Raw genomic sequence first — 21,116 nt, forward strand, 5'->3', positions numbered from 1 at the left:
GATGCTATCCGCTTCTGCTACAGAATTTTTCACCTCTTTGCTGGGTACAGAGAACGTTTACAGCGATAAAGCCCATTTGATTGCCTACAGCTATGATGCCACGCGAGAACGGTTCGAACCCGACGCTGTCTTGTTTCCTAGACATGAACAAGATGTAAGCGATATTTTGCGTTACTGTAACGAACACCGTATCGTTATCGTCCCTCGCGGAGCGGGTAGCGGATTCACAGGCGGAGCTCTCCCCTCATCAGGCGGTATTGTACTGGCGTTTGAAAAGCATATGAATAAAATTTTAGAAATTGATATGCAAAACATGGTGGCTATCGTTCAACCGGGTGTTGTCAATATGGAGTTGCAACGCGCGGTTGAAGAAGTAGGTCTTTTCTATCCGCCCGATCCGGCTAGCCAAGAGTACTCCACCATCGGCGGAAACGTCAATGAAAATGCAGGCGGTATGCGTGCGGCTAAATACGGCATTACTAAAGACTATGTGATGGCTATGCGTGCAGTACTCCCTAACGGTGATATTATCAAGGCAGGCAAACGAACGATCAAAGACGTAGCAGGTTATAACATTACAGGAATCTTGATCGCGTCAGAAGGGACACTTGCCGTTACCACCGAAGTGACGCTCAAACTTCTCTCTAAGCCTAAAATGACCAAAACGGCTATGGGAATTTTCCCGACGGTTCACGTAGCGATGGAAGCCGTCTACAAAACGATGGCAAGCGGTGTTACCCCTGTCGCAATGGAGTTTTTGGATAATCTCACCATCCGCTCGGTCGAGCAAGTTTATAAAAAAGGACTTCCAATCGAAGCGGGAGCAATTCTTGTCACAGACGTTGATGGGAACCTCGAAGAGGACCTCGATTTTCAACTCTCGATCATCCAAAAAGTCTTTCAGGAAAATGGATGCAGCGAGTTCAAAATCGCCCAGAATAAACAAGAAGCTTCCGATCTATGGTTTGCCCGCCGTAATGCGAGCCAATCGCTCTCCATATACGGCTCTAAAAAAATCAACGAAGACGTAACCGTTCCCCGTTCCGCTCTTCCTGAATTATTAGAAAAATTTGATGCTATTGCCAAAAAATACAATATCAATATCCCATGCTTCGGTCATACGGGCGACGGAAACGTCCACACCAATGTAATGGTGGACGGCAAAGATCCTGAGCAAGTCAAAATCGGATATGAAGCAATCCGTGAAGTATTCCAGGCGACAATTGATCTCGGTGGAACTCTAAGCGGTGAACACGGTATCGGTTTAGCAAAAGCGCCGTATATGTCAATGGCCTTTACCCCTGAAGAAATGGCATTATTTCAATCAATTAAACGGGCATTTGATCCCAACAATATCCTCAACCCTTCCAAAATGGGGCTTGAGTAAGCGATGAATTTGAAAGCAACGCTAAAACATATTCGGCTTTTTTTCTTGATGCTATTTGATCGGGAAATCACCGTATATGCTTCAAGCCTGAGCTTTTACACTATTTTTACCGTTGTTCCACTCTTGATTATCTCCCTCAGTCTAATTGCCAATGTCCCTGTTTTCCAAGACCAATACGCAAAAATCCAAATCTTTATTTTTGAGAACATGATGCCGGTTCAAACCGCCGCAGTTGCAGGATATTTAGAATCCTTTTTCCAAAACTCGGTACAGCTTGGGATAATCGGTTTTACGACGATGATCGTCTCCTCGTTGCTTTTTTTCCAAAATTTCGAGCATATTGTCAGTAAAATTTTTAAGACTCCCAAAAGACGACTTTGGAATGCTATCAGCACCTATTGGACCCTTATCACCCTCACCCCGATTGTCCTTATCGTATCTATGAGTTTAAAAGCTTATTTGATCGCTCATGTCAGCGGTATCGCCCTTCATGCCCTCTCCATCTTCCCTTTCATACTACTATGGGGAATTTTTTTCATAATCTATCATATCGCTGTCAATGCCGATGTTTCACCAAAAGCAGCCGCTATCAGCTCGTTTGTTGTCGCCGTTGTATGGGGATTGGCAAAAAACAGTTTCGTCCAATACGTCTTTTACAATAAAACCTATGCCACCATGTATGGATCGTTTTCCGCCCTCATCTTTTTCTTTTTATGGATTTATGTCTCATGGATCATTGTCATTTACGGAATGAAACTATGCTATTTGATAAATCGCGCTGCCCAACGTACCGAGACCCAAAAGGCCTAACGCCCAAAACGATCCCCGCCACCGCATCGCACTTACCGCCAGTACGATACTTCCAATACCTATCCACATCGGAATCACCACATTTTGCAATGCCCCAGTATCAAACATTTTAATTAAAACAGAATCAAATACATCTGCCCACGGTGTCCAATGAAGTACTAGTACTGTCGGATAATAAAGATTAAAAATCAGGTTAATCGGAATCGAACCCAAATGATTCCAACTAAACGTTCCGAAAATAGCCAGTGAGATCGGTAAGAGTACGAGATAACACCAAAGATGCAGTGCCAAAAATATTTGCCAAGGCTTCCAATGCTCATAGTAGCGGATGAAAATAAAAATCGAGAGTACTCCGAACGTCGAAAACCAAAACGATAGGGAGAAAAAAAGTCTTGGGAAAAAGGCGAGTAGTAACCCCACTGCGATCAACAGCGTTTGAAGCGAAACGATTTTTATCCCCCGATCATAGAGCCAATATCCTACCACGATCATCCCGAAAGAGCGCACCATCGCGGGATTAAATTCTAAAATCGAAAGATACATAAACAGTAATCCTGTCACTATCCAAAACAGATCCCTATTTCTGTGTCGATAGGGAAAATAGTTATTTTGTATCCAACGATACGGAGTTCTGAGAAAGAAATAGGCTATTAGACTAAGAATCCCAAAATGATATCCGCTAATCGATAGAACAGGGCTTAGCCCCATCGCCCCCACTAACGCTTGAAACTCCATAGACATTGGTGTAGCAACAAACAAGGCTCCATAAAGTTCTTTCATCCGCTGATCATTATGCGCCGATGAGATATGCCGATACCATCGCTCTTTGAGACTCAGAGGTGGATAGACTTCTGTGATCAAACCACGGGTACGAAACCCTTTGAGGTAATCCAAAAAGCTCACTTTCGCGACCTGCAGCTCCACCAATACTTCCCGTCCGCGCAGATCACGAAGATACGGGCTCATAGCGCATCGAACACTTGCACCATTTTCGAGTCGAAGCTTCATGGAGGTCTTAGGTTTATCGCCGATTAGACGTACCTCTTGATCGATTACCTCAGCACGTGCTAGCGGATCATCGAATTTGACAAAGTCTTTGTAGTGGTAATATTCCCAACCAAGAGATAAGGAAGCAATAAATAAGAGTATGAGAAAAAAGAACGAACCACTTTTACGGTCAAAGAGATCGACACGCTCAAGCTTAGACATATAACCCCGTTCGTGGTGAGCTTGTCGAACCACAACACCCTTCGACAAGCTCAGGGCGAACGGATTTAAATAATCGGCATTGAAACATTCCCGACACTCTCATCGTCTAAATTCATCGTAGCACTTTTCATATCGATACTCTCATAAACGATCTGCGCCGCACCGAATGTCGGTTTATCGACGAAACGGGTGAATTTTTTCTGGAACATCAGCTTCACATGCCCAGTAGGACCGTTGCGCTGTTTTCCAATAATAATTTCGGCCTCTTCTTCCTCTTTTTCGACGTATTTGGAAATAAACTCTTTTCCCGCCGAAATCGCCTCTTTTTCCCGCTCTTTTTCCTCTTTGTAGAGATAAACGTCGTTACGGTAGACAAAAAGGATGATATCGGCATCCTGCTCGATCGACCCCGATTCACGGATATCGCTGAGCATCGGACGTTTATCAGATCGTGATTCAAGCCCACGGTTGAGCTGTGAGAGGGCAACGATCGGAATCCCAAGCTCACGGGCAAGCATCTTGAGTCCGCGTGAAATCTCACTGACTTCGAGGTGACGATCTTTTCCCCCCGTACCGTTCATGATTTGGAGGTAGTCGATGACGGCCACTTCGATCTCGGGATGACGGCTTTTGAGTTTACGGAGTTTGGAACGTAGTTGATGAATATTGATGGAGCCGTGATCGTCCACGAACAGTTTAGAGCGGCGCATCTTGTCAACCGCGTCATTAAGCTGTTTATACTCCTGCGGGTTCATATCTCCGACACGAAGACGCTGAAGCTGGATAGAGGTCTGCACACTCAGTAAACGAAGCATCAATTGCTCCGCCGGCATCTCCAGAGAGAAGAAGGCTACCCCTTTTCCTTTGTCGAGGAGATTTTGAACCATATTGAGAGCAAATGAGGTTTTCCCCATGGCCGGACGGGCGGCGATAATGACCAAATCCCCTTTCCCGAATCCCGTCGTCATTTTATTAAGTTCGGCATACCCCGTATCAACACCGACGAGGACAGAATCCCCACGCGCCTTCATCTCTTCGATATACGCCAACGTCTCATCGGCGATCGAAGGTGCATCTTTAAAATCGGTCGCTTGGGAACTTTGAGTAATCTCATAAAGCTTTTTTTCGACCAAATCAACCACATCGGTTCCGCTAAGTTCCTCTTCGAGGGTTACCCGTTTGATCTCAGTCGTGAGGGTAAGAAGATGGCGTTTAATCGCTTTATCTTTGATCTCTTGGACATAGGCTTTGGTATTGGCGATCGGATTCGCGGTGAGGATTTCGACCATCACCCGCTCATCGAATTTTTGTTTCCCCGTCAGCTCTTTGCGGATAAATTCCTCATCTATCGGAAGATCACGATGCGATAAACTCATCATCGCACGGTAAATTTCCTGATGAGCGGCGAGATAAAAATCCTCCGGAGTTAATACCGCATCAAAATCGTCGAACTGAGCAGGGTCAAAAACAATAGAGCTGAGGACCGAGCGTTCAAATGCTAAGTTGTATAACGATTCTTCCATTAGTCCTCTTCCTTAGCCATTTTTTCAACTTCTTCGACGAAACGGTCAACGAGCTTGTCTTCGTCCAGCCGCGCAACCACTTCCCCTTTGACCATTACAAGCCCCGAACCTTTGCCATAAGCGATAGCAACATCGGCATGTTTTGCCTCACCGATCGCGTTAACGACGCATCCCATTACGGATAAGTCAAGAGGCTTTTTGATGTGTTTAACCCTCGCTTCGATCACTGCAACCGCACTTACCAAATCGGCTTCGATCCGTCCACACGTCGGACAGGAAATAATATTGGGTCCCTCTTTCGCTACTCCGCTGTCTTTGAGAATGGCACGCCCTACTTTGATCTCTTCTTCGAGTTCACCGGTAATTGAAACGCGCATCGTATCGCCGATCCCATCTAAGAGCAGTGTCCCCAATCCGATTGCACTTTTGATCGTGGCATGGAAAATTGTCCCTGCCTCGGTCACACCCAGATGAAATGGATAGTTATTCTTTGGGCGCAGCATACGATACGCTTCAACAGTGCGCTGAACATCACTTGCTTTCAGCGACACCTTAATGTCGGTAAAGCCCAAATCTTCGAGAAATTTGATGTTATACTCCGCAGAGGCGACCATCCCCTCAGGTGTGGCTCCGTAGCGCTGTTCGAATTCTTTTTCCAAACTCCCCGCATTCACCCCGATACGAATCGGGATGTTACGTTCCTGACACGCTTTGACAATCTCGCGAATACGCGATTTTTCTCCGATATTTCCAGGATTAAAGCGAATACAATCCACTACTTCTGCCGCAATAAGTGCAAGCTTGTAATTAAAATGAATATCAGCGACTAGGGGAAGTGAAATCTGTTCTTTAATCACTTTGAGCGCGCGGGCATCCTCCTCATCGGGAACGGCAACACGAACGATATCACATCCGGCGAAATGGAGACGATTGATCTGTTCCACAGTCGCCGCAATATCCGCAGTACGAGAATAGGTCATCGATTGCACCGAGATAGGGGCATCACCGCCGATGGCGACATTTCCGACAAAAATTTGTTTGGTAGAGTAGCGTTTTATCATGAGTAGATTGTAGCTTTTTGGATGTTAAAGTTACGTAAACTCTATGGGGTCCATATCGATCTCGCATAGCGGTGATTTGATATGTTTGATAGCCCGAATCAAATCAGTACTTTTATCACTTCGAAGCAGTATCTGAAACCGATATTTATCGGCAATCTTCTCGATCGGAGAGGCTCCGAATCCGACAATCTGAACCATCTGCATCTGCTCAATTTCTCTCACAGCCATCTGCATCGCCTCTTTTGCTTTTATCCCATTTTTATGGGCATAAAGCAGACGTGCCAACTTTTTTGTCGGAGGATAACGCCCTGAGCGGATTCTCATCTCATCAATCAAAAAGTTTTCATAATCATCCAAATAACCTCTGAAAAATGATTCATTAAAACTCTGAACAATGACGGTAGCATCTTGTTTACGACCACTCCGTCCGGCGATCTGCACCAAAAGCGAAAGTGCCTTTTCCCGTGCGCGATAATCCGACTGTGAGAGGAGGTTATCGATCCCCATCACCACGGCGAGGGTAATATCATGGTAATCATGCCCTTTAGAGAGCATCTGTGTCCCAACGAGCAAATCTATCTCACGTTTATTGAACGCTTCAAGTACTTTTATGAGTTTATTTTGAGTCGTGATAATATCACGGTCAAACTGCTGAACTCTCAAATTTTCCGAGAGCTTACTGAAATGCTCTACTGCCTCCGCTGTCCCGAGCCTCGTTGTGCGCAATGCACCGCTTTGACATTTCGGACATACTTTCGGGAGCACTTCAGTGTAATTGCAATAGTGGCATTTCAACGCACGGGAATTTTTATGCTGAGACATTCCGACACTGCAGAACGGACACTCTACATGATAACCGCACGCATCACACACCGTGTATTTGAAATTCGCCCGAGTCGGGATAAAAACAATCCCCTGATGACCTACGGCAAAATTCTCCATCACTTTCGCGTCAATACTAGGAGTCAACGCTTCGAGCGAGGGTTCAAATACAAACGTCCGCTTGGACTCATAATACCCTCCGCGAAGACGAAAAAAGGGATATTTGGCATAACTGCCCAAACTCGGAGTAGCACTCCCCAATACAACGGGGATTTTAAAAAGATTCCCGATATATACTGCCATATCCCGCGCATTGTAGCGAGGACGTGAGGAAGATTTATAACTCTCATCATGTTCTTCATCGACGACAATAAGCCCCAAATCCGCTATCGGCAAAAATAGTGCCGACCGAGGCCCAACAATGATATGTGCCGAGCCGTCATAGATTTTCTCCAGCGTCACCTTTTTTTGTTTCGGCGTCATTTTAGAGTGCCAAAGCACCACTGCTTCACCGAAATGCGCACAAAAACGTGACTCCATCTGCGGTGTGAGGGAAATTTCAGGAAGTAGCAATAAACAGCGTTTTCCCCCGCTTAATACTTCATCCATACGAGACATATAGATTTCACTTTTCCCGGCGCCCGTATCACCGAAAAGAAGGGAGACGGAGTGGGATCGGATAAAATCGAGTGCTTGGGACTGAGGATCTGAGAGAGTGATGTTTAGAGCTGGATTCCCGCCTACGCGGGAATGACGGGTTTTGTTATCCTCGGGCTTGACCCGGGGATCCATCCCCCTAAACGGCACAAACAAATTTAGCGCCTCCCCAAGTGAACATCCGTAATACTCCGCCATAAACTGAGCACTCTGTATTTGGGTATCTGAATAAAAAAATCCTCTGGTTTCACCGACTGGTTGTGTGATAAATTCTGGTTTTTCACATTCGTTGATAACAACACCCTGCAGCGTACGACTGGAAAGGGTTACATCAATTTCACTGCCGACAGTCAATACATTTTTTGAATGATAAGTAAGAAGTTCGAGAGGAGAGCCCAAAAGGGCTATGCGGTAAAAATACATATTTGGGGATACAATCAACTCACTTTGTCAACTGATCGCATTTACCCGTTCCTGAAGTACAATCGAATCTTCCTGTCGCTGGTGTATACGTAAAAACTGTATTAGCATTATCAATCTGATATGTAAAAGTTACACCATCACCACCAGCCAACCATGTTCCCGACGTACCTGAGGTAGTGTCCATTTTTAAAGGATAAGTTAACAACCTTCTTGTTGTATTTGTCTCTGACGCGGTAAAATTATCATTAATATCCGGAACAAACGATGAGACCCCTTGCAACAGCAATCTCTGACGCTCAGCCAAAATCGCTGAACGAATGGCCGCAACATCCGCCGTACCGCGTGCGACCTGTGCATCAGTGATACTACTCCCGATTCGTGGAATTGCAACGGAGGCAAGTATTCCAAGAACAACTATGACAAAGATTAACTCCGTCATTGTAAAGGCATTACGAAATTTCATTTTTTATCCTACTTGCTCTGAGTTCTACGATGGTTCACCATCCCAAAAATCAAATCAAACTACATCCTTCCAAGCCAAAGCTTGGAAGGAGAAAAAGAACCAGCACTACTTACTTTACTGGATATGTTGTCGCGCCACCATTAGCAGTTGATGCAACTTTTTCTAGGATAAATTTAGGAGCACCATTCATATTACCATTCATACATTTAATATTATATGTATTTCCACCCGTTACACCCGTTGAAACAACACCAAAGGCGTTCATTTGTGCATCAGTAAAAGAACCGTCAGCATTTCCTGGGGTGACAACTGCTGAACATGCAGTAAGAGTTGGATTAGTCAAATCTTGTGCTGTCGTATCTCCAGTTCCATCAGGCGTTACAAGTTGTGACAACAATTTTGTACTATAGTTAATAGTATTACCAGCAATATCACCATTTAAATTATTAGTGATTGAATCTGACCACAATGCCGGAGCAACTGTACGATTCAATGTACCTACGTATGCTTTAATTTTACCTTCTTGTGCTTGTTCAGACACACCGATAAATTTAGGCAATGCAACTGCTGCCAAGATTCCTAAGATAACGATAACGAAGATTAACTCGATCATAGTAAAACCTGAACGTTTCATGGTTTACTCCTTTGAAGTTTAAATAGTGATTACACTTGTAACCCTGATTACGATTATGGTCTTCTAATTCTTATAAAACGTTTAAATTAAACATTATTTGTCATTATTACCGTTGTTGCAGGTATTTAAGGTCAATATGGCATAATTTTCATACTTATATAGAAGGAAATGCTATGAAAATCGCTGTACCTGTTATGGATGAAAATCTAAAAATGGCCGGAAATGCCGGACACACCCCTTATTTTGCCGTATTTAATCTCAGCGGCGGAATGTTTAAAAGTTTTACATTGGAAGGTCTTCGTGCTAACCCGAAAGCCGCAGGAGAAGAAGATCACGATCATGATGAGCACCATACCTGTGACCACGATGAAGGGGATATGGAACACATCAAAGCCCACGACACCATGGCCGATACAATCGAAGATTGTGATTACCTCGTAGTTAAAATGGCGTGCAAGAATACAGCAAAAAGTATGAATAACGTCGGGGTTAAGCTCCAAAAGTACAACGGAACCGAGGCATTGGCTCCTAAGATTTTAACTGAATTGGCGTCACAATTTAAATAAATCGTCGCTTTAATTCTCGTTTATAAATTGAAGTCGTATAATTCGCACCATAAATGAAGCATCCGCTTTAAATTTTCATCGTTGTACAGTACAGCGATGAACCCGAAAAGGTAAAAAAAGACCATGATTTCCGCAGAGATTGAGACGTTAGGCATAAAAAATAGTGGTAAGCTTTTCCACAACCTCAGTTACGACGAGTTGATCCAACATGAACTGGATAACGGTGAATGCAAACTTGCCAGCAATGGTGCGACCATGGTCGATACCGGTATTTTTACGGGTCGAAGCCCAAAAGACAAATATTTTGTCGATTCTGATCCTTCTAACCGATATATCGCATGGGGCGATGTCAATAAAAAAATCGATAAAACGGTTTTTGATGAACTCCTTGTTGTTGCTCGCGAACAACTCTCAGGAAAAGATCTTTACATTACTGACGTATATTGTGGATCAAGTGCATCCAGCAAACGTTCCGTACGCTTTGTCTCCGAAATCGCATGGCAGGCTCACTTTGTAAAAAATATGTTTATCCGTCCAAGCGAATCAGAATTAAAGAGTTTCAAACCTCAATTCACGGTTCTCAATGCTTGTAAAGCGGTGAACGAAAAGTGGGCTCATCACGGGCTCAACTCCGAAGTATTTGTCCTTTTTGATGTGGAAGCGAATCTTTGTATCATCGGCGGCACCTGGTATGGCGGCGAGATGAAAAAAGGGATTTTCTCTATGATGAACTACTGGCTTCCACTTGAAGGTAAGCTCGCTATGCATTGTTCAGCCAACGTAGGTGCCGCAGGTGACACTTGCCTCTTCTTCGGTCTCAGTGGTACCGGAAAAACAACTCTTTCAACCGATCCGAAACGTGCCCTTATCGGAGATGATGAGCACGGATGGGATGATGAAGGGGTCTTTAACTTCGAGGGGGGATGTTACGCTAAAGTCATTAATCTCGATCCTTCGAGTGAACCTGAGATTCATAATGCAATACGACGTAATGCATTGCTGGAAAATGTCGTTTACGATGAAGACGGTATCGTTGACTACACCGACGGCTCTAAAACTGAAAATACGCGTGTCTCTTACCCCATCGAACACATCGACAATCACCAGCCCTCTTTGATGGCATCGCATCCCAAAAACATCATTTTCCTCTCCGCAGACGCCTTCGGTGTCCTGCCTCCGGTCAGTAAACTCACCAAAGAGCAGGCGATGTACTACTTCCTGAGCGGTTATACAGCAAAAGTTGCCGGTACTGAGCGTGGAATTACTGAGCCGGTAGCAACATTCAGCTCATGCTTCGGCGAAGCGTTTCTCCCTCTTCATCCAACGGTCTACGCTAAGCTTTTAGGTGAAAAAATCGACGAGCATGGAGTTAATGTCTATTTGGTCAATACGGGATGGACAGGCGGCGGATACGGTGTCGGTAAACGTATGAGCATTAAAGATACGCGTGCATGTATCAATGCGATCCTTGATGGTTCGATCAATGAAAGCGAATTTGATGCCACTAATACGTTTGGATTCCATATCCCAAAAACACTCGGTTCTATCGATCCGGTAATCCTCAATCCTCGAAATGCATGGGCCGATCGTGATGCGTATCTCGTCCAGCGCGATAACCTAGCTGCACTGTTCATCAAAAACTTTAAGAAATATACGGATGGAGAGAGTGGTTTCGACTTCTCTGCCGCAGGTCCGCAATTACCTACTGAATAATTTTCTCTCTTCTCTGTCATCCCGTACTCGATACGGGATCTAAGACAGCCCTTTAGATGCTGAATCAAGTTCAGTATGACAACTACTACAAAGAATTACGGCTCTATAAGCTTAAATGTCCCCGCCGTCTCATTATATTCCCAATAATCATTACCTTCGGGTTTATGGGCAATATTACGGTCTTTTGCACCTTTACCATCAGTTCGCGTTGCCGATCCATAGTATCTTGGAGGCGTAGTGCTATCATCCCTACTCCAATCACCATTTTCGGAATTTTTCAAAAGATTAGTAAAAGGGTTTGCAGCATTCCCCAATTGAGCTGCAGTAGGATAACCGCTAGCATTGAGTGCTTGTCCCGCATTTCCTGTATTTTGACCGTTTCCCCAATCAAAAGTACACGTATTGGTGATCCATTCTCCATGAACGGCGTCAAGTGCACTCTGGACTGATGAAGCGGTAGCAAGTTCGGAAGCGCTTTTGGAGTTATCGGTGAGGTTAGCAAATTTGGGGATTGCCACCGCCGAGAGAATCCCGATGATGACAATAACAAAGATTAATTCAACTAGAGTAAAGGCAAAACGCATTTTGCGGTAAAGTTATTCTGTCAATGGCAAAACAGTTGCATTTACATCCGGATTAGCACCAGTAAAAATCATACCTGTTTTAACTGTTAACTTTTCTGCAAGTCGTGCTCTCGTAGCAGCCACAGCACCAGAGATTGTTGTCGTCATGGTGATTGAACCAGCATTATTATATCCAACTACGAATGTTTGATTAGCACCACCAATCGACACCGTATATGTTGCCGTATCATTAGCATTAGATATTACCCATCCATTACCTCTAAAATCGTAGAGTTGTGTCAAATTTACATCTGCCATAGCAACATTGTTTAATTCAACTTCATTTAAATAAGCTGACTTTGATGATGTAAGAATATCAGTATAATATTTTACGATATTCGTAAGTTGCGCATTTTCCTGCAGTTGACGAAATTGTGGCACTGCAAGCGCGGCTAATACTCCAATAATAACGATGACGAAGATCAACTCGACAAGTGTGAATGCATTACGTTTCATAGAAACTCCTGTGTATAGCGCATTATGCGCATGATAAGATTAGACTATTATCGTCAAATAAAGCTTAAGCTTTAATGATAATACTACAGTTTAAAAGAAATTGAGAGAAAGAAGTAACACAAGCCCATAGGCTCGTGTTTTAGATTAACAAGAATAAGTAGATTTGAATTCGAATGCAGTCGGACGAGCTTCGTCAGGCCATACTTGTGTTTCGAATTTGTAGTTTTGGTAGGTATCCAAAAACTCCGGAGTCATAACCGGTTGAAGGAAATCATTATCACGGATCAATGATTCCAATGCACCGCGTAATGTGTGTGGCATTTGTGGAATCCCTTTTTCACGGATTTCATTGAGGCTGAGTTCGAATAGATCTTCATCCATCGGACCAACCGGAACCATTTTGTTTTTGATACCGTCAAGTCCCGCCAACATCATTGCAGTAAATGCAAGGTATGGGCATGAAGTGGAGTCAGGGAAACGCATTTCGATACGAGTTGCTTTTTCACCCGCACCGTATGGAACACGACAAGATGCAGAACGGTTTTGGCTTGAGTACGTCAAGATAGACGGTGCTTCAAATCCAGGAATAAGGCGTTTGTATGAGTTTGTTGATGGATTTGTAAATGCTGCAACCGCACGTGCGTGAGCAAAAATACCGCCGACATAGTGAAGCGCCGCTTCAGAAAGGTTGCCGTAGCCGCCCTCTTTGTAGAATGTATTTTTACCGTCTTTCCAGATTGATTGGTGAACGTGCATACCGTTACCATTGTCTCCATAGAGTGGTTTAGGCATAAAGGTAACTGTTTTACCGTTAAGGTGCGCTACCATTTTGATAACATATTTGAGTTTTTGAACGTTGTCCGCCGCATTTACAAGCGTGTCAAATACGATACCGATCTCACCTTGTGCTTGCGCAACTTCGTGGTGACCAAGGATAACTTCAAGACCGACTTGCTCAAGAACCATCATCATTTCTGCACGAAGGTCTACCATGGTGTCGATCGGAGCAACCGGGAAGTAACCTCCTTTTGTACGTGGGCGGTGACCGGTGTTGTAACCGTCTTGGAATGATTTGCTGTCATTCCACTCACCCTCTTCAGAATCTACTTCGTAGTATGAGCAGTTGATCTCATCACGGATTTTTACATCGTCAAATACGAAAAATTCATTTTCAGGTCCGAAATACGCAACATCACCGTAACCAGCGCCTTTGAGGTGTTCAAGTGCTTTTTTAGCGATTGAACGTGGGCATTTTTCGTACATTTGACCTTTATAGATATCAAATACATCACAGAAAACGATAATGGTCGGATCAGCAGTGAAAGGATCCATAAATGCAGATTCTGCATCCGGTTTTAAGAGCATATCTGAACGGTTAATCGGCTGCCAAGCATCGATAGATGAACCGTCAAATGGAAGACCATTTTCAAAATGACCTGCATTTACTGCACTGTAGCGATAGCTAACATGGTGCCAAGTCCCTTTCATGTCTGTGAAACGGAAATCTACGAACTGTACGTCGTTCTCTTTTGAAAAACTAAAAAACTCGTCGACACTGTTTACGAATTTACCCATGCTTATCTCCTGAAAAAAATAAAAGTGGAGTAGTATATCAAAAAAGACTAAAAAGGAAAGGGATTAAGATGATTAAAATTTAATCATTTCCCTATCACGCCCTCGGTAAATGGCACATTTGTCATATCCAACGGATCGTGCCAAGGTTTCAATCTCGTTTGAAAACAGTCCGACTTGTTCAGGATTATGTGCGTCTGATCCAAAGGTAATCGGGATCTCTTTCTCTATGATTTCCTGAAGCAACAGCGGTGAGGGATACGCTTCGACAATCGGTTTTCGATATCCGGAAACATTAATCTCGACACTCATATTCGCTTTTTTAATAGCATTTAATGCCCCTTTAGCCAAGATACGAATATCTTTTGTCGGAAGAAATTTGAATACTTTGAGTAAATCCAAATGACCGACGATATCGAATCGTCCGCTTTGCGCCATCGCTTCGACAAGACCAAAGTAACGTCGGTAAACATCATCAAGATCAACTCCCTCATAGCGTCCGATAAACTCAGGATTATCAAATCCCCAATCGTCGATAAAATGGACGCTTCCGATCATATAATCGCACGATCGTTTCAAAACCGACTCATCCATATAGCCGGGGAGAAAGTCAATCTCATAACCTAATAAAACCGTGATTTTATCCGTATAACATTGCTGAGCTTCTTTGATCCATGCTTCATACAGTTTCATTTGATCAAAGGTCATCCGATACGCAGGATCGTAATGCATCGGAGCGTGATCCGAGAAGCCGAAAAACTCTGTACCGCACGCTATTGCGGCCTCTACGTACTCATTTACGGTACCGGTAGCATGATTGCATAAAACAGTGTGATTATGAAGATCAACTTTCATCATTTTATCCATTGAAACTAAAGATTTAAATGCTATTATAGTGCAATTTAATCGTTAAGGTACGGGTCATGACGCAAGAAGAGTTAGATGCACTGATGAGCGGTGATATAGATTTGGATGAAGCTTATGAAGAAACAGAACTTTCGAGTGTGGGCGAACAAAAAAACGAAGAAGAAAAAGACCTACCTAAAACAGAGTCTGAGCATCAACCAGAACCGGACACTTATCGTTTATCCGCAATGAACAATTGGCCGCCGCCTCCGACAGATGATAATAAAGTGGTGCATCAACTTGATGATGTTACTAAAGAGAGCGAAGAAAAAGCTTCTGAGATTTTTGATCTGATCGAAGGAATCAGTAATGATTTGGGTAAAGGAGAAAAAGAGGTTAAGAGCGTTCAATCCGTTATAAAAAATAATGTTGAGCTCTTTAGTACACTCAGTGCAAAATTCCCTCATGTTGAGGCGTTTAAAACTCAACTGATTCAAAATAATGAAGCACTGGAAAATCTTTCGTCTATTCTTGAAAAGCTCCAAGATGGCGGGGATACCATTATGAATATAATGGACATCATGCAATACCAAGATATTCATCGTCAAAAAATCGAGAGGGTTATCAACGTTATGCGCGCCCTCTCTACCTATATGAATCACCTCTTCTCAGGGAAGATAGATGATTCCAAACGGGTTGGTTCTGCTGTCCATATCCATGGAGACACCAGTACTGAGGATGTTGTAAGCAGCGATGATATCGAAGCATTACTTGCATCTTTTGGGCAAAAGTAGAGGTTTAATAAGGTAAAATTCTCTCAAATTATTAAAAAAGAGAATCTATTTTTGAAAAAAGTCGAGCTCCTCTCCCCCGCTGGGAATTTAGAAAAACTCAAAATCGCCATCGATTACGGCGCTGATGCCGTGTATGGCGGAGTCAGCCACTTTTCGCTGCGTATCCGATCGGGTAAAGAGTTTGATTTAGAGAGTTTCAAAGAGGGGATCGATTACGCTCATGCGCGCGGTCGCAAAGTCTATGTCACTATCAACGGATTTCCCTTTAACTCTCAGTTAAAACTTCTCAAAGAACATATCGCCACGATGGCATCACTCGAACCCGATGCGTTTATCGTGGCTACTCCCGGCGTTTTGAAACTCGCTCATCAAATCGCACCCCATATACCGTTACACCTCTCAACCCAAGCCAATGTTATGAATGTACTGGATGCGCAAGTGTATTATGATATGGGTGCGCGCCGTATCATCGCCGCACGGGAAATTTCACTCAAAGACTTAAAACAGATCAAGCAAGAACTCCCCGATTTGGAAATCGAAGTTTTTGTCCACGGCTCGATGTGTTTCGCCTACAGCGGACGCTGTCTGATTTCTACACTGCAAAGCGGTCGTGTTCCTAATCGTGGAAGCTGTGCCAATGACTGCCGCTTCCCGTATGAAATGTATGCCGCCAATCCTGAAACGGGAACCCTGTTCAAACTCGTAGAGGATGAAGGGATCGGAACGTACATCATGAATTCCAAAGACCTCAATCTAGCAAGCCATATCCAAGAGATCATTGATGCAGGATGCATCGATTCGCTCAAAATCGAAGGGCGAACCAAAGCACCATACTATGCCGCGATCACTGCTAAAGTTTACCGCCGAGCCATCGATGATTATTATGCGGGGAAAAGTGATCCCGAAGCGTATCAAAAAGAGCTGAATACGATGCAAAATCGGGGCTTTACCGATGCCTATCTTGTGAATCGCCCGTTTGAAAAACACGACACACAGAATCTTGATTTTTCAATGATGATGGGAACCCATCAGGTAAGCGGTATTGTTGATGAAAGCGGTGAGTACTTCGAGTGCAAATACAAAACATTTCCTAATGATGTTATGGAAATTGTCGCCCCTTCAGATGCAGTTATTGAAGCAATTGATAATGAAATCGGTACGGTTGAAAACAGAGACGATCAATGGATTATAATTTTCAAACAACTGCTTGCTGAAAACGGCAAAGTGTGGGATCAAGTCCATAGCGGAAACTTAAACCGCTTTAAACTCCCTATCAAAATGCCTGCCTTTACCTTTTTCCGTATTCCTGCCACTGAAGATATGGGTACTGTCACAAAATGTTAAATTTATATAAAGGAAAAAAATGAAATTTGTATCAATTATTATGGGAAGCAAAAGTGATTTCGACGTCATGAAGTCATGTTCGGAGACACTCGAAGCATTCGGGGTTCAATATGAGCTTATTATCTCTTCAGCACACCGAAGTCCTGAACGAACCAAAGATTATGTGATCGCAGCGGAAGCCAAAGGGGCTCAAGTATTTATCGCAGCAGCCGGTATGGCAGCCCATTTGGCAGGTGTTTTAGCTTCCAAAACTATCAAACCGATCATTGGTGTTCCAATGAGTGCTTCAGCTCTCAGCGGAATCGATGCACTCCTCTCCACCGTCCAAATGCCTGCCGGAATGCCGGTAGCAACCGTGGCCATCGGTAAAGCAGGAGCCATTAACTCTGCCTATCTTGCCATGCAGATTTTGGCTTTGGAAAATGAAGAATTGCGTATGAAACTCCAAGAAGATCGTATCAGCAAAGCGAAAAAAGTGGAGATGGATTCTTTAGAGATAGAAACAATCTTATAACCTTTGATATAATCAAAAATCTAACACACAGAGGCGGAAACAATGCAAGGGCACTGGATGAGTATCAATGATTACGCTCAGATGACACACCTCGATCGCAGTGCCGTCGAAGCGTTGATTGTCAGAGGTAAACTGACTACCGTTATCGAAGATGGGGAAGTGTTTATTGATCCCGGTCATGGGATGGCAGGGATTGTCCCCTCAGGGCTGCATGAACTCAGCGCATCTCATGCAGATGTCACCCTGGGTGCCAGTTTCGTCGAAAAAACAATTGGTACTATCATCAATCTTCACGAGAAAGTACTCGTTGCCAAAGAAGAGACAATCGAGTCGATCAAAAATGAGAATCTCTTTCTCAAAGAGGCTCTGGGATCGCTCCAAGAACTCTACGATGAAGATCGCAAAACCATCGCAACCCTCACTGAGCAACTCCGTCTCTCACAACAAGAAGTTGAATTTATGCGCCGCAAATACAAATTGATGTGGGGAAAAGTAATTGATGAGTATGGGGCGCAATGACCATACAAAATGAGTGTATAGGGTGCATTGCTGCCCAAAGTAAACGGGTTTGTGAAGCGATTCATGCAGATGAAAAACTAACGAATTCTATTGTAAATTACGTCGAAACCTCGCTAGAAAACGCCGATTTTACCCTCTCTCCTCCTGTTATTGCTGCACCATTGTATGAACAGATGGCAGTTTTAGCCGATAAAACGGATCTTTATGCCGAGCAAAAAGCCCATGCCTCCGCTCAGGCACAAGCCTATCTTCCCTTTTTGCGTGAGACGATCGAATGCAGCAACGATCCGTTTATGGCGACACTTAAAACAGCTGTGGTGGGGAATGTAATCGATCTCGCCGCAGAGGTAAGTTTTGATCTACACGATGCAATTGCCTCCGTTTTCACTACACCGTTTGAATATGATGATACTCAAGTCTTGCAAAAAACACTCAGCCGCGCGAAAACCGTTCTCTATATCGGGGATAATGCGGGAGAACATCTGTTCGATGCCTTAGCAATTCAATCCCTCCAAAAACTCTTTCCCGCAATAGCGTTCACCTATATGGTTCGGGGAAATCCCATTATCAATGATGTGACTATGAAAGAAGCACAGGAGGGAGGATTAGATAAAATTTGCTCTCTATTCAACAGTGGGGTTCCGACTCCCGGATTCGTCTATGAACTCGCGTCAATCGAAGCTCAAGCCCTTTTCGATACAGCCGATCTGATTATTGCCAAAGGGATGGGAAATTATGAGTGTATGACCCCTCAAAAACGGAATAATATCTGCTTTTTACTCAAAGTCAAATGCTCTGTTGTTTCGGCATCACTGGGAAAAAAGATTGGGGATATCGTTTGTAAACTGGACTGATTTATCCTCTATAAATCTGATTTTTCCCCTCCTCTTTTGCACGGTATAAAGCACTATCGGCACGTCCGACAACATTTTCGATCCGATCGCCTTTGCGACATTCGCTGATTCCGAAACTGCATGTCATGGCATGAATATAGGGAAAGTCATAGGTATTCATCAGCTCTTTGATTTTCATCGCCATTTGTTCGGCTCCGTCAATATTGGTTTCAGGGCACACAATCATAAATTCTTCCCCGCCCCATCGTCCGATTATGTCCATATCACGTACGTTATCACGTAAAATCGTGGCAATAGTAATAAGTGTTTTATCTCCAATCAAATGACCATACGTATCGTTAATCCGTTTAAAATTGTCCAAATCGATCATCATCACAGCAAAGGATCGATCTGTACGCTCACAAACTTGGTGACATTCCGCTAATTTTTCATCCAGTTTTATACGGTTATAAAGTCCGGTTAATGGATCTGTCGTAGCCAATTTTAGAAGTTTTTTCTGATATTTTCCCATCACAGATTGACGATATACAAAGATAAAGACAATAACCAGTGCCAATGCGGCAATTCGATATACCCAGCTGTAATTCACATGATTTTCATACGTAATGGCAATATAACGGTTGAAAATTTTCTGCCGCTCGGCAATGCTGATCCCGTCAATCCCTTTATCGATAATTGATTTGAGTTCCGGATAATCATTACGGAGCATCATCCGAGCATCAAAATTAAATTCGGTCGTACCTGAAATTTTGAGATCCAGATAATGGTCGGCATTGATCAAATAGGCAACAACCGGGAGAATATCGACTACCGCATCAACCCGTCCGGAACTTAGCAGTTTCAATCCCTCACGCGTATCCTCTACTCCAACAATAATAATTTTCGGATAATGTTCAGCGATCGTACTGGCAATACTGTACCCTTCTCCTACAGCAACACGTTTGCCTTCCAGAGACTCTAATCCCGGAAGAAAATCAATCGTTTTATTCGTTACGATGACATTAGGAAATGAGGCATAAGGTTTGGAAAAAAGGGCATACGGTTCTTGGTTTATGGAAATCGATGTCCCCAGCGTCACATCCGCACTTTTTGTTTTAATGGCGTTATCTACCTCAGCCCATGTAGAGGAAGGGAGAAATGAGGTCTTCATCCCCGTTCGTTCAACAATCAAATTCCAAAAATCGGCTGCTATTCCTTGAAGCCGGGGATCTGCTTCCGTCGAAAAGTTAAAAGGAGGAGAGGAAAGTGTAGAGATATAGCGAATAACATTAGTGTGTAAAAAAGAGTATTCATCGACACTTAAAGGGATAACTTTTTTCGATGTGTCTTCATACAACAACCCTGTCAACCTTCTTTCATTTTGAGGTATTCCCATGACCCGATAGATATCCGATATACGGCGGAATTTTTCCAAAGTCATCGCACCAAGAGGCTGATTACCATGATAAGCAAGCTCTTTAAGCACTTCTCCCTCATACTCGAGACTCTCTATCGATTTGTTTTGTCCATTATAATGATCTTTGATCAGCTGTGCCGTTTCAGGGATATGCGCAAAAGCGTACTCCCACCCTTTGAGCGTCGCATCGACAAACGCACGAACTCTTTTTGGGTGATGGCGCAATTCGGATCCGGATGTAAATAAAATATCGCTGTAAAAATCAAATCCATACGATTCAGGACTGATCGCATTGGTCTCTATCCCTTTTTCTCTGAGCACATATGGCTCATTTGAGATATAACACGCCATCACATCGGTTTTACCCGTTATGATGTCGATCGGATTGTAACTGTGTTCTAAAAATTTTATCTGATCGAGCGATATTCCTTGTGAATTGAGCATTGCCCGCACTGAAATTGTGTCTTGGAAATCCTGTGTCATCATAATCCGCTTGCCGATCAAATCACGTGGAGTACGAATATCTAAAGATTTTTTAGAGAGGAGGATAAAGGGGGAACTTTGAAAAATTGCGGCTAAGGCAACAACATCTTTCCCCTGCATACGATCGACAAGCAGTGAAGATCTCCCTATCCCGTACGTGCTTCGACCCGCCATTACCTCGTCAATAGCAAGTTTTTTGGGATCAAATTTTTGGATGGTTACATCTAAACCGGCATCCCGGTAAAAACCTTTTTCTTTCGCAACGTAGTAACCGGCGAATTGAAACTGGTCAGCCCACTGTAACTGGACGGATACTTTTTCATGTAACGGCTGGGCATACAATGCACTAATGCATAGCAATAAGACAATGAGATATCGCTTCACCCTGCCACCTTTTCATTAATTCGTTTTATAATAAAACATATCGCTTTAAGAAACCCTTTGAAT

At 43.5% G+C, this 21,116-nt stretch carries 20 protein-coding genes; 9 read left to right on the plus strand and 11 right to left on the minus strand.

Annotated features, from left to right (window positions below; genetic code table 11):
- Position 1: 1 nt before the first annotated feature.
- Entirely contained in the window at positions 2-1,387 is a 1,386-nt protein-coding gene (locus PHI47_RS04340; RefSeq protein WP_299934139.1) for an FAD-linked oxidase C-terminal domain-containing protein, read from the plus strand.
- Positions 1,388-1,390: 3 nt separating this feature from the next.
- Positions 1,391-2,197: a YihY family inner membrane protein gene (locus tag PHI47_RS04345; protein WP_299934141.1), complete on the plus strand. Its 807-nt coding sequence runs from the start codon at positions 1,391-1,393 to the stop codon at positions 2,195-2,197.
- Here PHI47_RS04345 and PHI47_RS04350 read toward each other — a convergent pair.
- The 6 genes from PHI47_RS04350 to PHI47_RS04375 form a co-directional block, all read right to left on the minus strand.
- A complete protein-coding gene (locus PHI47_RS04350) occupies positions 2,144-3,406 on the minus strand; it encodes a ComEC/Rec2 family competence protein (protein WP_299934143.1) in 1,263 nt (420 codons plus the stop codon). The two genes, PHI47_RS04345 and PHI47_RS04350, sit on opposite strands and share 54 nt — an antisense overlap.
- A 65-nt stretch (positions 3,407-3,471) precedes the next feature.
- Positions 3,472-4,929 carry a replicative DNA helicase gene (locus PHI47_RS04355; protein ID WP_299934145.1) on the minus strand — a complete coding sequence of 486 codons (1,458 nt, stop codon included), beginning with the start codon at positions 4,927-4,929 and terminating at the stop codon, positions 3,472-3,474.
- Positions 4,929-5,990 (minus strand): flavodoxin-dependent (E)-4-hydroxy-3-methylbut-2-enyl-diphosphate synthase, encoded by a 1,062-nt coding sequence (ispG, locus tag PHI47_RS04360; RefSeq protein WP_299934147.1) that lies wholly within the window; start codon positions 5,988-5,990, stop codon positions 4,929-4,931. The genes PHI47_RS04355 and ispG overlap by 1 nt, the downstream gene beginning before the upstream one ends.
- 30 nt (positions 5,991-6,020) lie before the next feature.
- Complete coding sequence (locus PHI47_RS04365) at positions 6,021-7,892, minus strand: primosomal protein N' (protein ID WP_299934149.1); 1,872 nt, start codon at positions 7,890-7,892, stop codon at positions 6,021-6,023.
- 19 nt (positions 7,893-7,911) lie between these two features.
- A complete protein-coding gene (locus PHI47_RS04370) occupies positions 7,912-8,355 on the minus strand; it encodes a type II secretion system protein (protein WP_299934151.1) in 444 nt (147 codons plus the stop codon).
- A 109-nt stretch (positions 8,356-8,464) separates the two neighbouring features.
- On the minus strand, positions 8,465-8,989 hold the full coding sequence (locus PHI47_RS04375; RefSeq protein WP_299934153.1) for a type II secretion system protein: 525 nt from the start codon (positions 8,987-8,989) through the stop codon (positions 8,465-8,467).
- Positions 8,990-9,162: 173 nt separating this feature from the next.
- On the opposite strand from PHI47_RS04375, the gene PHI47_RS04380 reads away from it, so the two are divergent.
- Together PHI47_RS04380 and pckA are read left to right on the plus strand one after the other, a co-directional pair.
- A complete protein-coding gene (locus PHI47_RS04380; protein WP_299934155.1) occupies positions 9,163-9,555 on the plus strand; it encodes a hypothetical protein in 393 nt (130 codons plus the stop codon).
- A 123-nt stretch (positions 9,556-9,678) separates the two neighbouring features.
- Entirely contained in the window at positions 9,679-11,268 is a 1,590-nt protein-coding gene (gene pckA, locus PHI47_RS04385) for a phosphoenolpyruvate carboxykinase (ATP) (protein WP_299934157.1), read from the plus strand.
- Positions 11,269-11,363: 95 nt separating this feature from the next.
- On the opposite strand, the gene PHI47_RS04390 is transcribed toward pckA, so the two are convergent.
- The 4 genes from PHI47_RS04390 to PHI47_RS04405 form a co-directional block, all read right to left on the minus strand.
- Positions 11,364-11,852 (minus strand): type II secretion system protein, encoded by a 489-nt coding sequence (locus PHI47_RS04390; protein WP_299934159.1) that lies wholly within the window; start codon positions 11,850-11,852, stop codon positions 11,364-11,366.
- Between the two features lie 12 nt (positions 11,853-11,864).
- Complete coding sequence (locus PHI47_RS04395; RefSeq protein WP_299934161.1) at positions 11,865-12,347, minus strand: prepilin-type N-terminal cleavage/methylation domain-containing protein; 483 nt, start codon at positions 12,345-12,347, stop codon at positions 11,865-11,867.
- 144 nt (positions 12,348-12,491) lie between these two features.
- The gene (glnA, locus tag PHI47_RS04400) at positions 12,492-13,922 is read right to left on the minus strand and encodes a type I glutamate--ammonia ligase (protein WP_299934163.1); all 1,431 of its coding nucleotides are present in this window, start codon (positions 13,920-13,922) and stop codon (positions 12,492-12,494) included.
- 72 nt (positions 13,923-13,994) lie between these two features.
- Positions 13,995-14,774 carry a histidinol-phosphatase HisJ family protein gene (locus PHI47_RS04405; RefSeq protein WP_299934313.1) on the minus strand — a complete coding sequence of 260 codons (780 nt, stop codon included), beginning with the start codon at positions 14,772-14,774 and terminating at the stop codon, positions 13,995-13,997.
- Between the two features lie 68 nt (positions 14,775-14,842).
- Between PHI47_RS04405 and PHI47_RS04410 the strand changes: the two genes are divergently transcribed.
- From PHI47_RS04410 to PHI47_RS04430, 5 genes are read left to right on the plus strand one after another with little or no spacing between them, the layout of a single operon-like run.
- Positions 14,843-15,559 (plus strand): chemotaxis protein, encoded by a 717-nt coding sequence (locus tag PHI47_RS04410; protein WP_299934164.1) that lies wholly within the window; start codon positions 14,843-14,845, stop codon positions 15,557-15,559.
- Positions 15,560-15,610: 51 nt separating this feature from the next.
- Positions 15,611-16,903: a peptidase U32 family protein gene (locus tag PHI47_RS04415; protein WP_299934166.1), complete on the plus strand. Its 1,293-nt coding sequence runs from the start codon at positions 15,611-15,613 to the stop codon at positions 16,901-16,903.
- A gap of 19 nt (positions 16,904-16,922) precedes the next feature.
- Positions 16,923-17,417, plus strand: coding sequence for a 5-(carboxyamino)imidazole ribonucleotide mutase (purE, locus tag PHI47_RS04420; protein WP_299934168.1), 495 nt, complete (start codon positions 16,923-16,925; stop codon positions 17,415-17,417).
- A gap of 42 nt (positions 17,418-17,459) precedes the next feature.
- The gene (locus PHI47_RS04425) at positions 17,460-17,936 is read left to right on the plus strand and encodes a DUF3972 domain-containing protein (protein WP_299934170.1); all 477 of its coding nucleotides are present in this window, start codon (positions 17,460-17,462) and stop codon (positions 17,934-17,936) included.
- Positions 17,933-18,790 carry an ARMT1-like domain-containing protein gene (locus PHI47_RS04430; RefSeq protein ID WP_299934172.1) on the plus strand — a complete coding sequence of 286 codons (858 nt, stop codon included), beginning with the start codon at positions 17,933-17,935 and terminating at the stop codon, positions 18,788-18,790. The genes PHI47_RS04425 and PHI47_RS04430 overlap by 4 nt, the downstream gene beginning before the upstream one ends.
- A gap of 1 nt (position 18,791) precedes the next feature.
- Here the strand turns inward: PHI47_RS04430 and PHI47_RS04435 are convergent, their stop codons facing one another.
- On the minus strand, positions 18,792-21,053 hold the full coding sequence (locus tag PHI47_RS04435; protein ID WP_299934174.1) for an ABC transporter substrate-binding protein: 2,262 nt from the start codon (positions 21,051-21,053) through the stop codon (positions 18,792-18,794).
- Between the last annotated feature and the right edge of the window lie 63 nt (positions 21,054-21,116).

The sequence above is a fragment of the Sulfuricurvum sp. genome, assembly GCF_028713855.1.
GTDB lineage: Bacteria > Campylobacterota > Campylobacteria > Campylobacterales > Sulfurimonadaceae > Sulfuricurvum.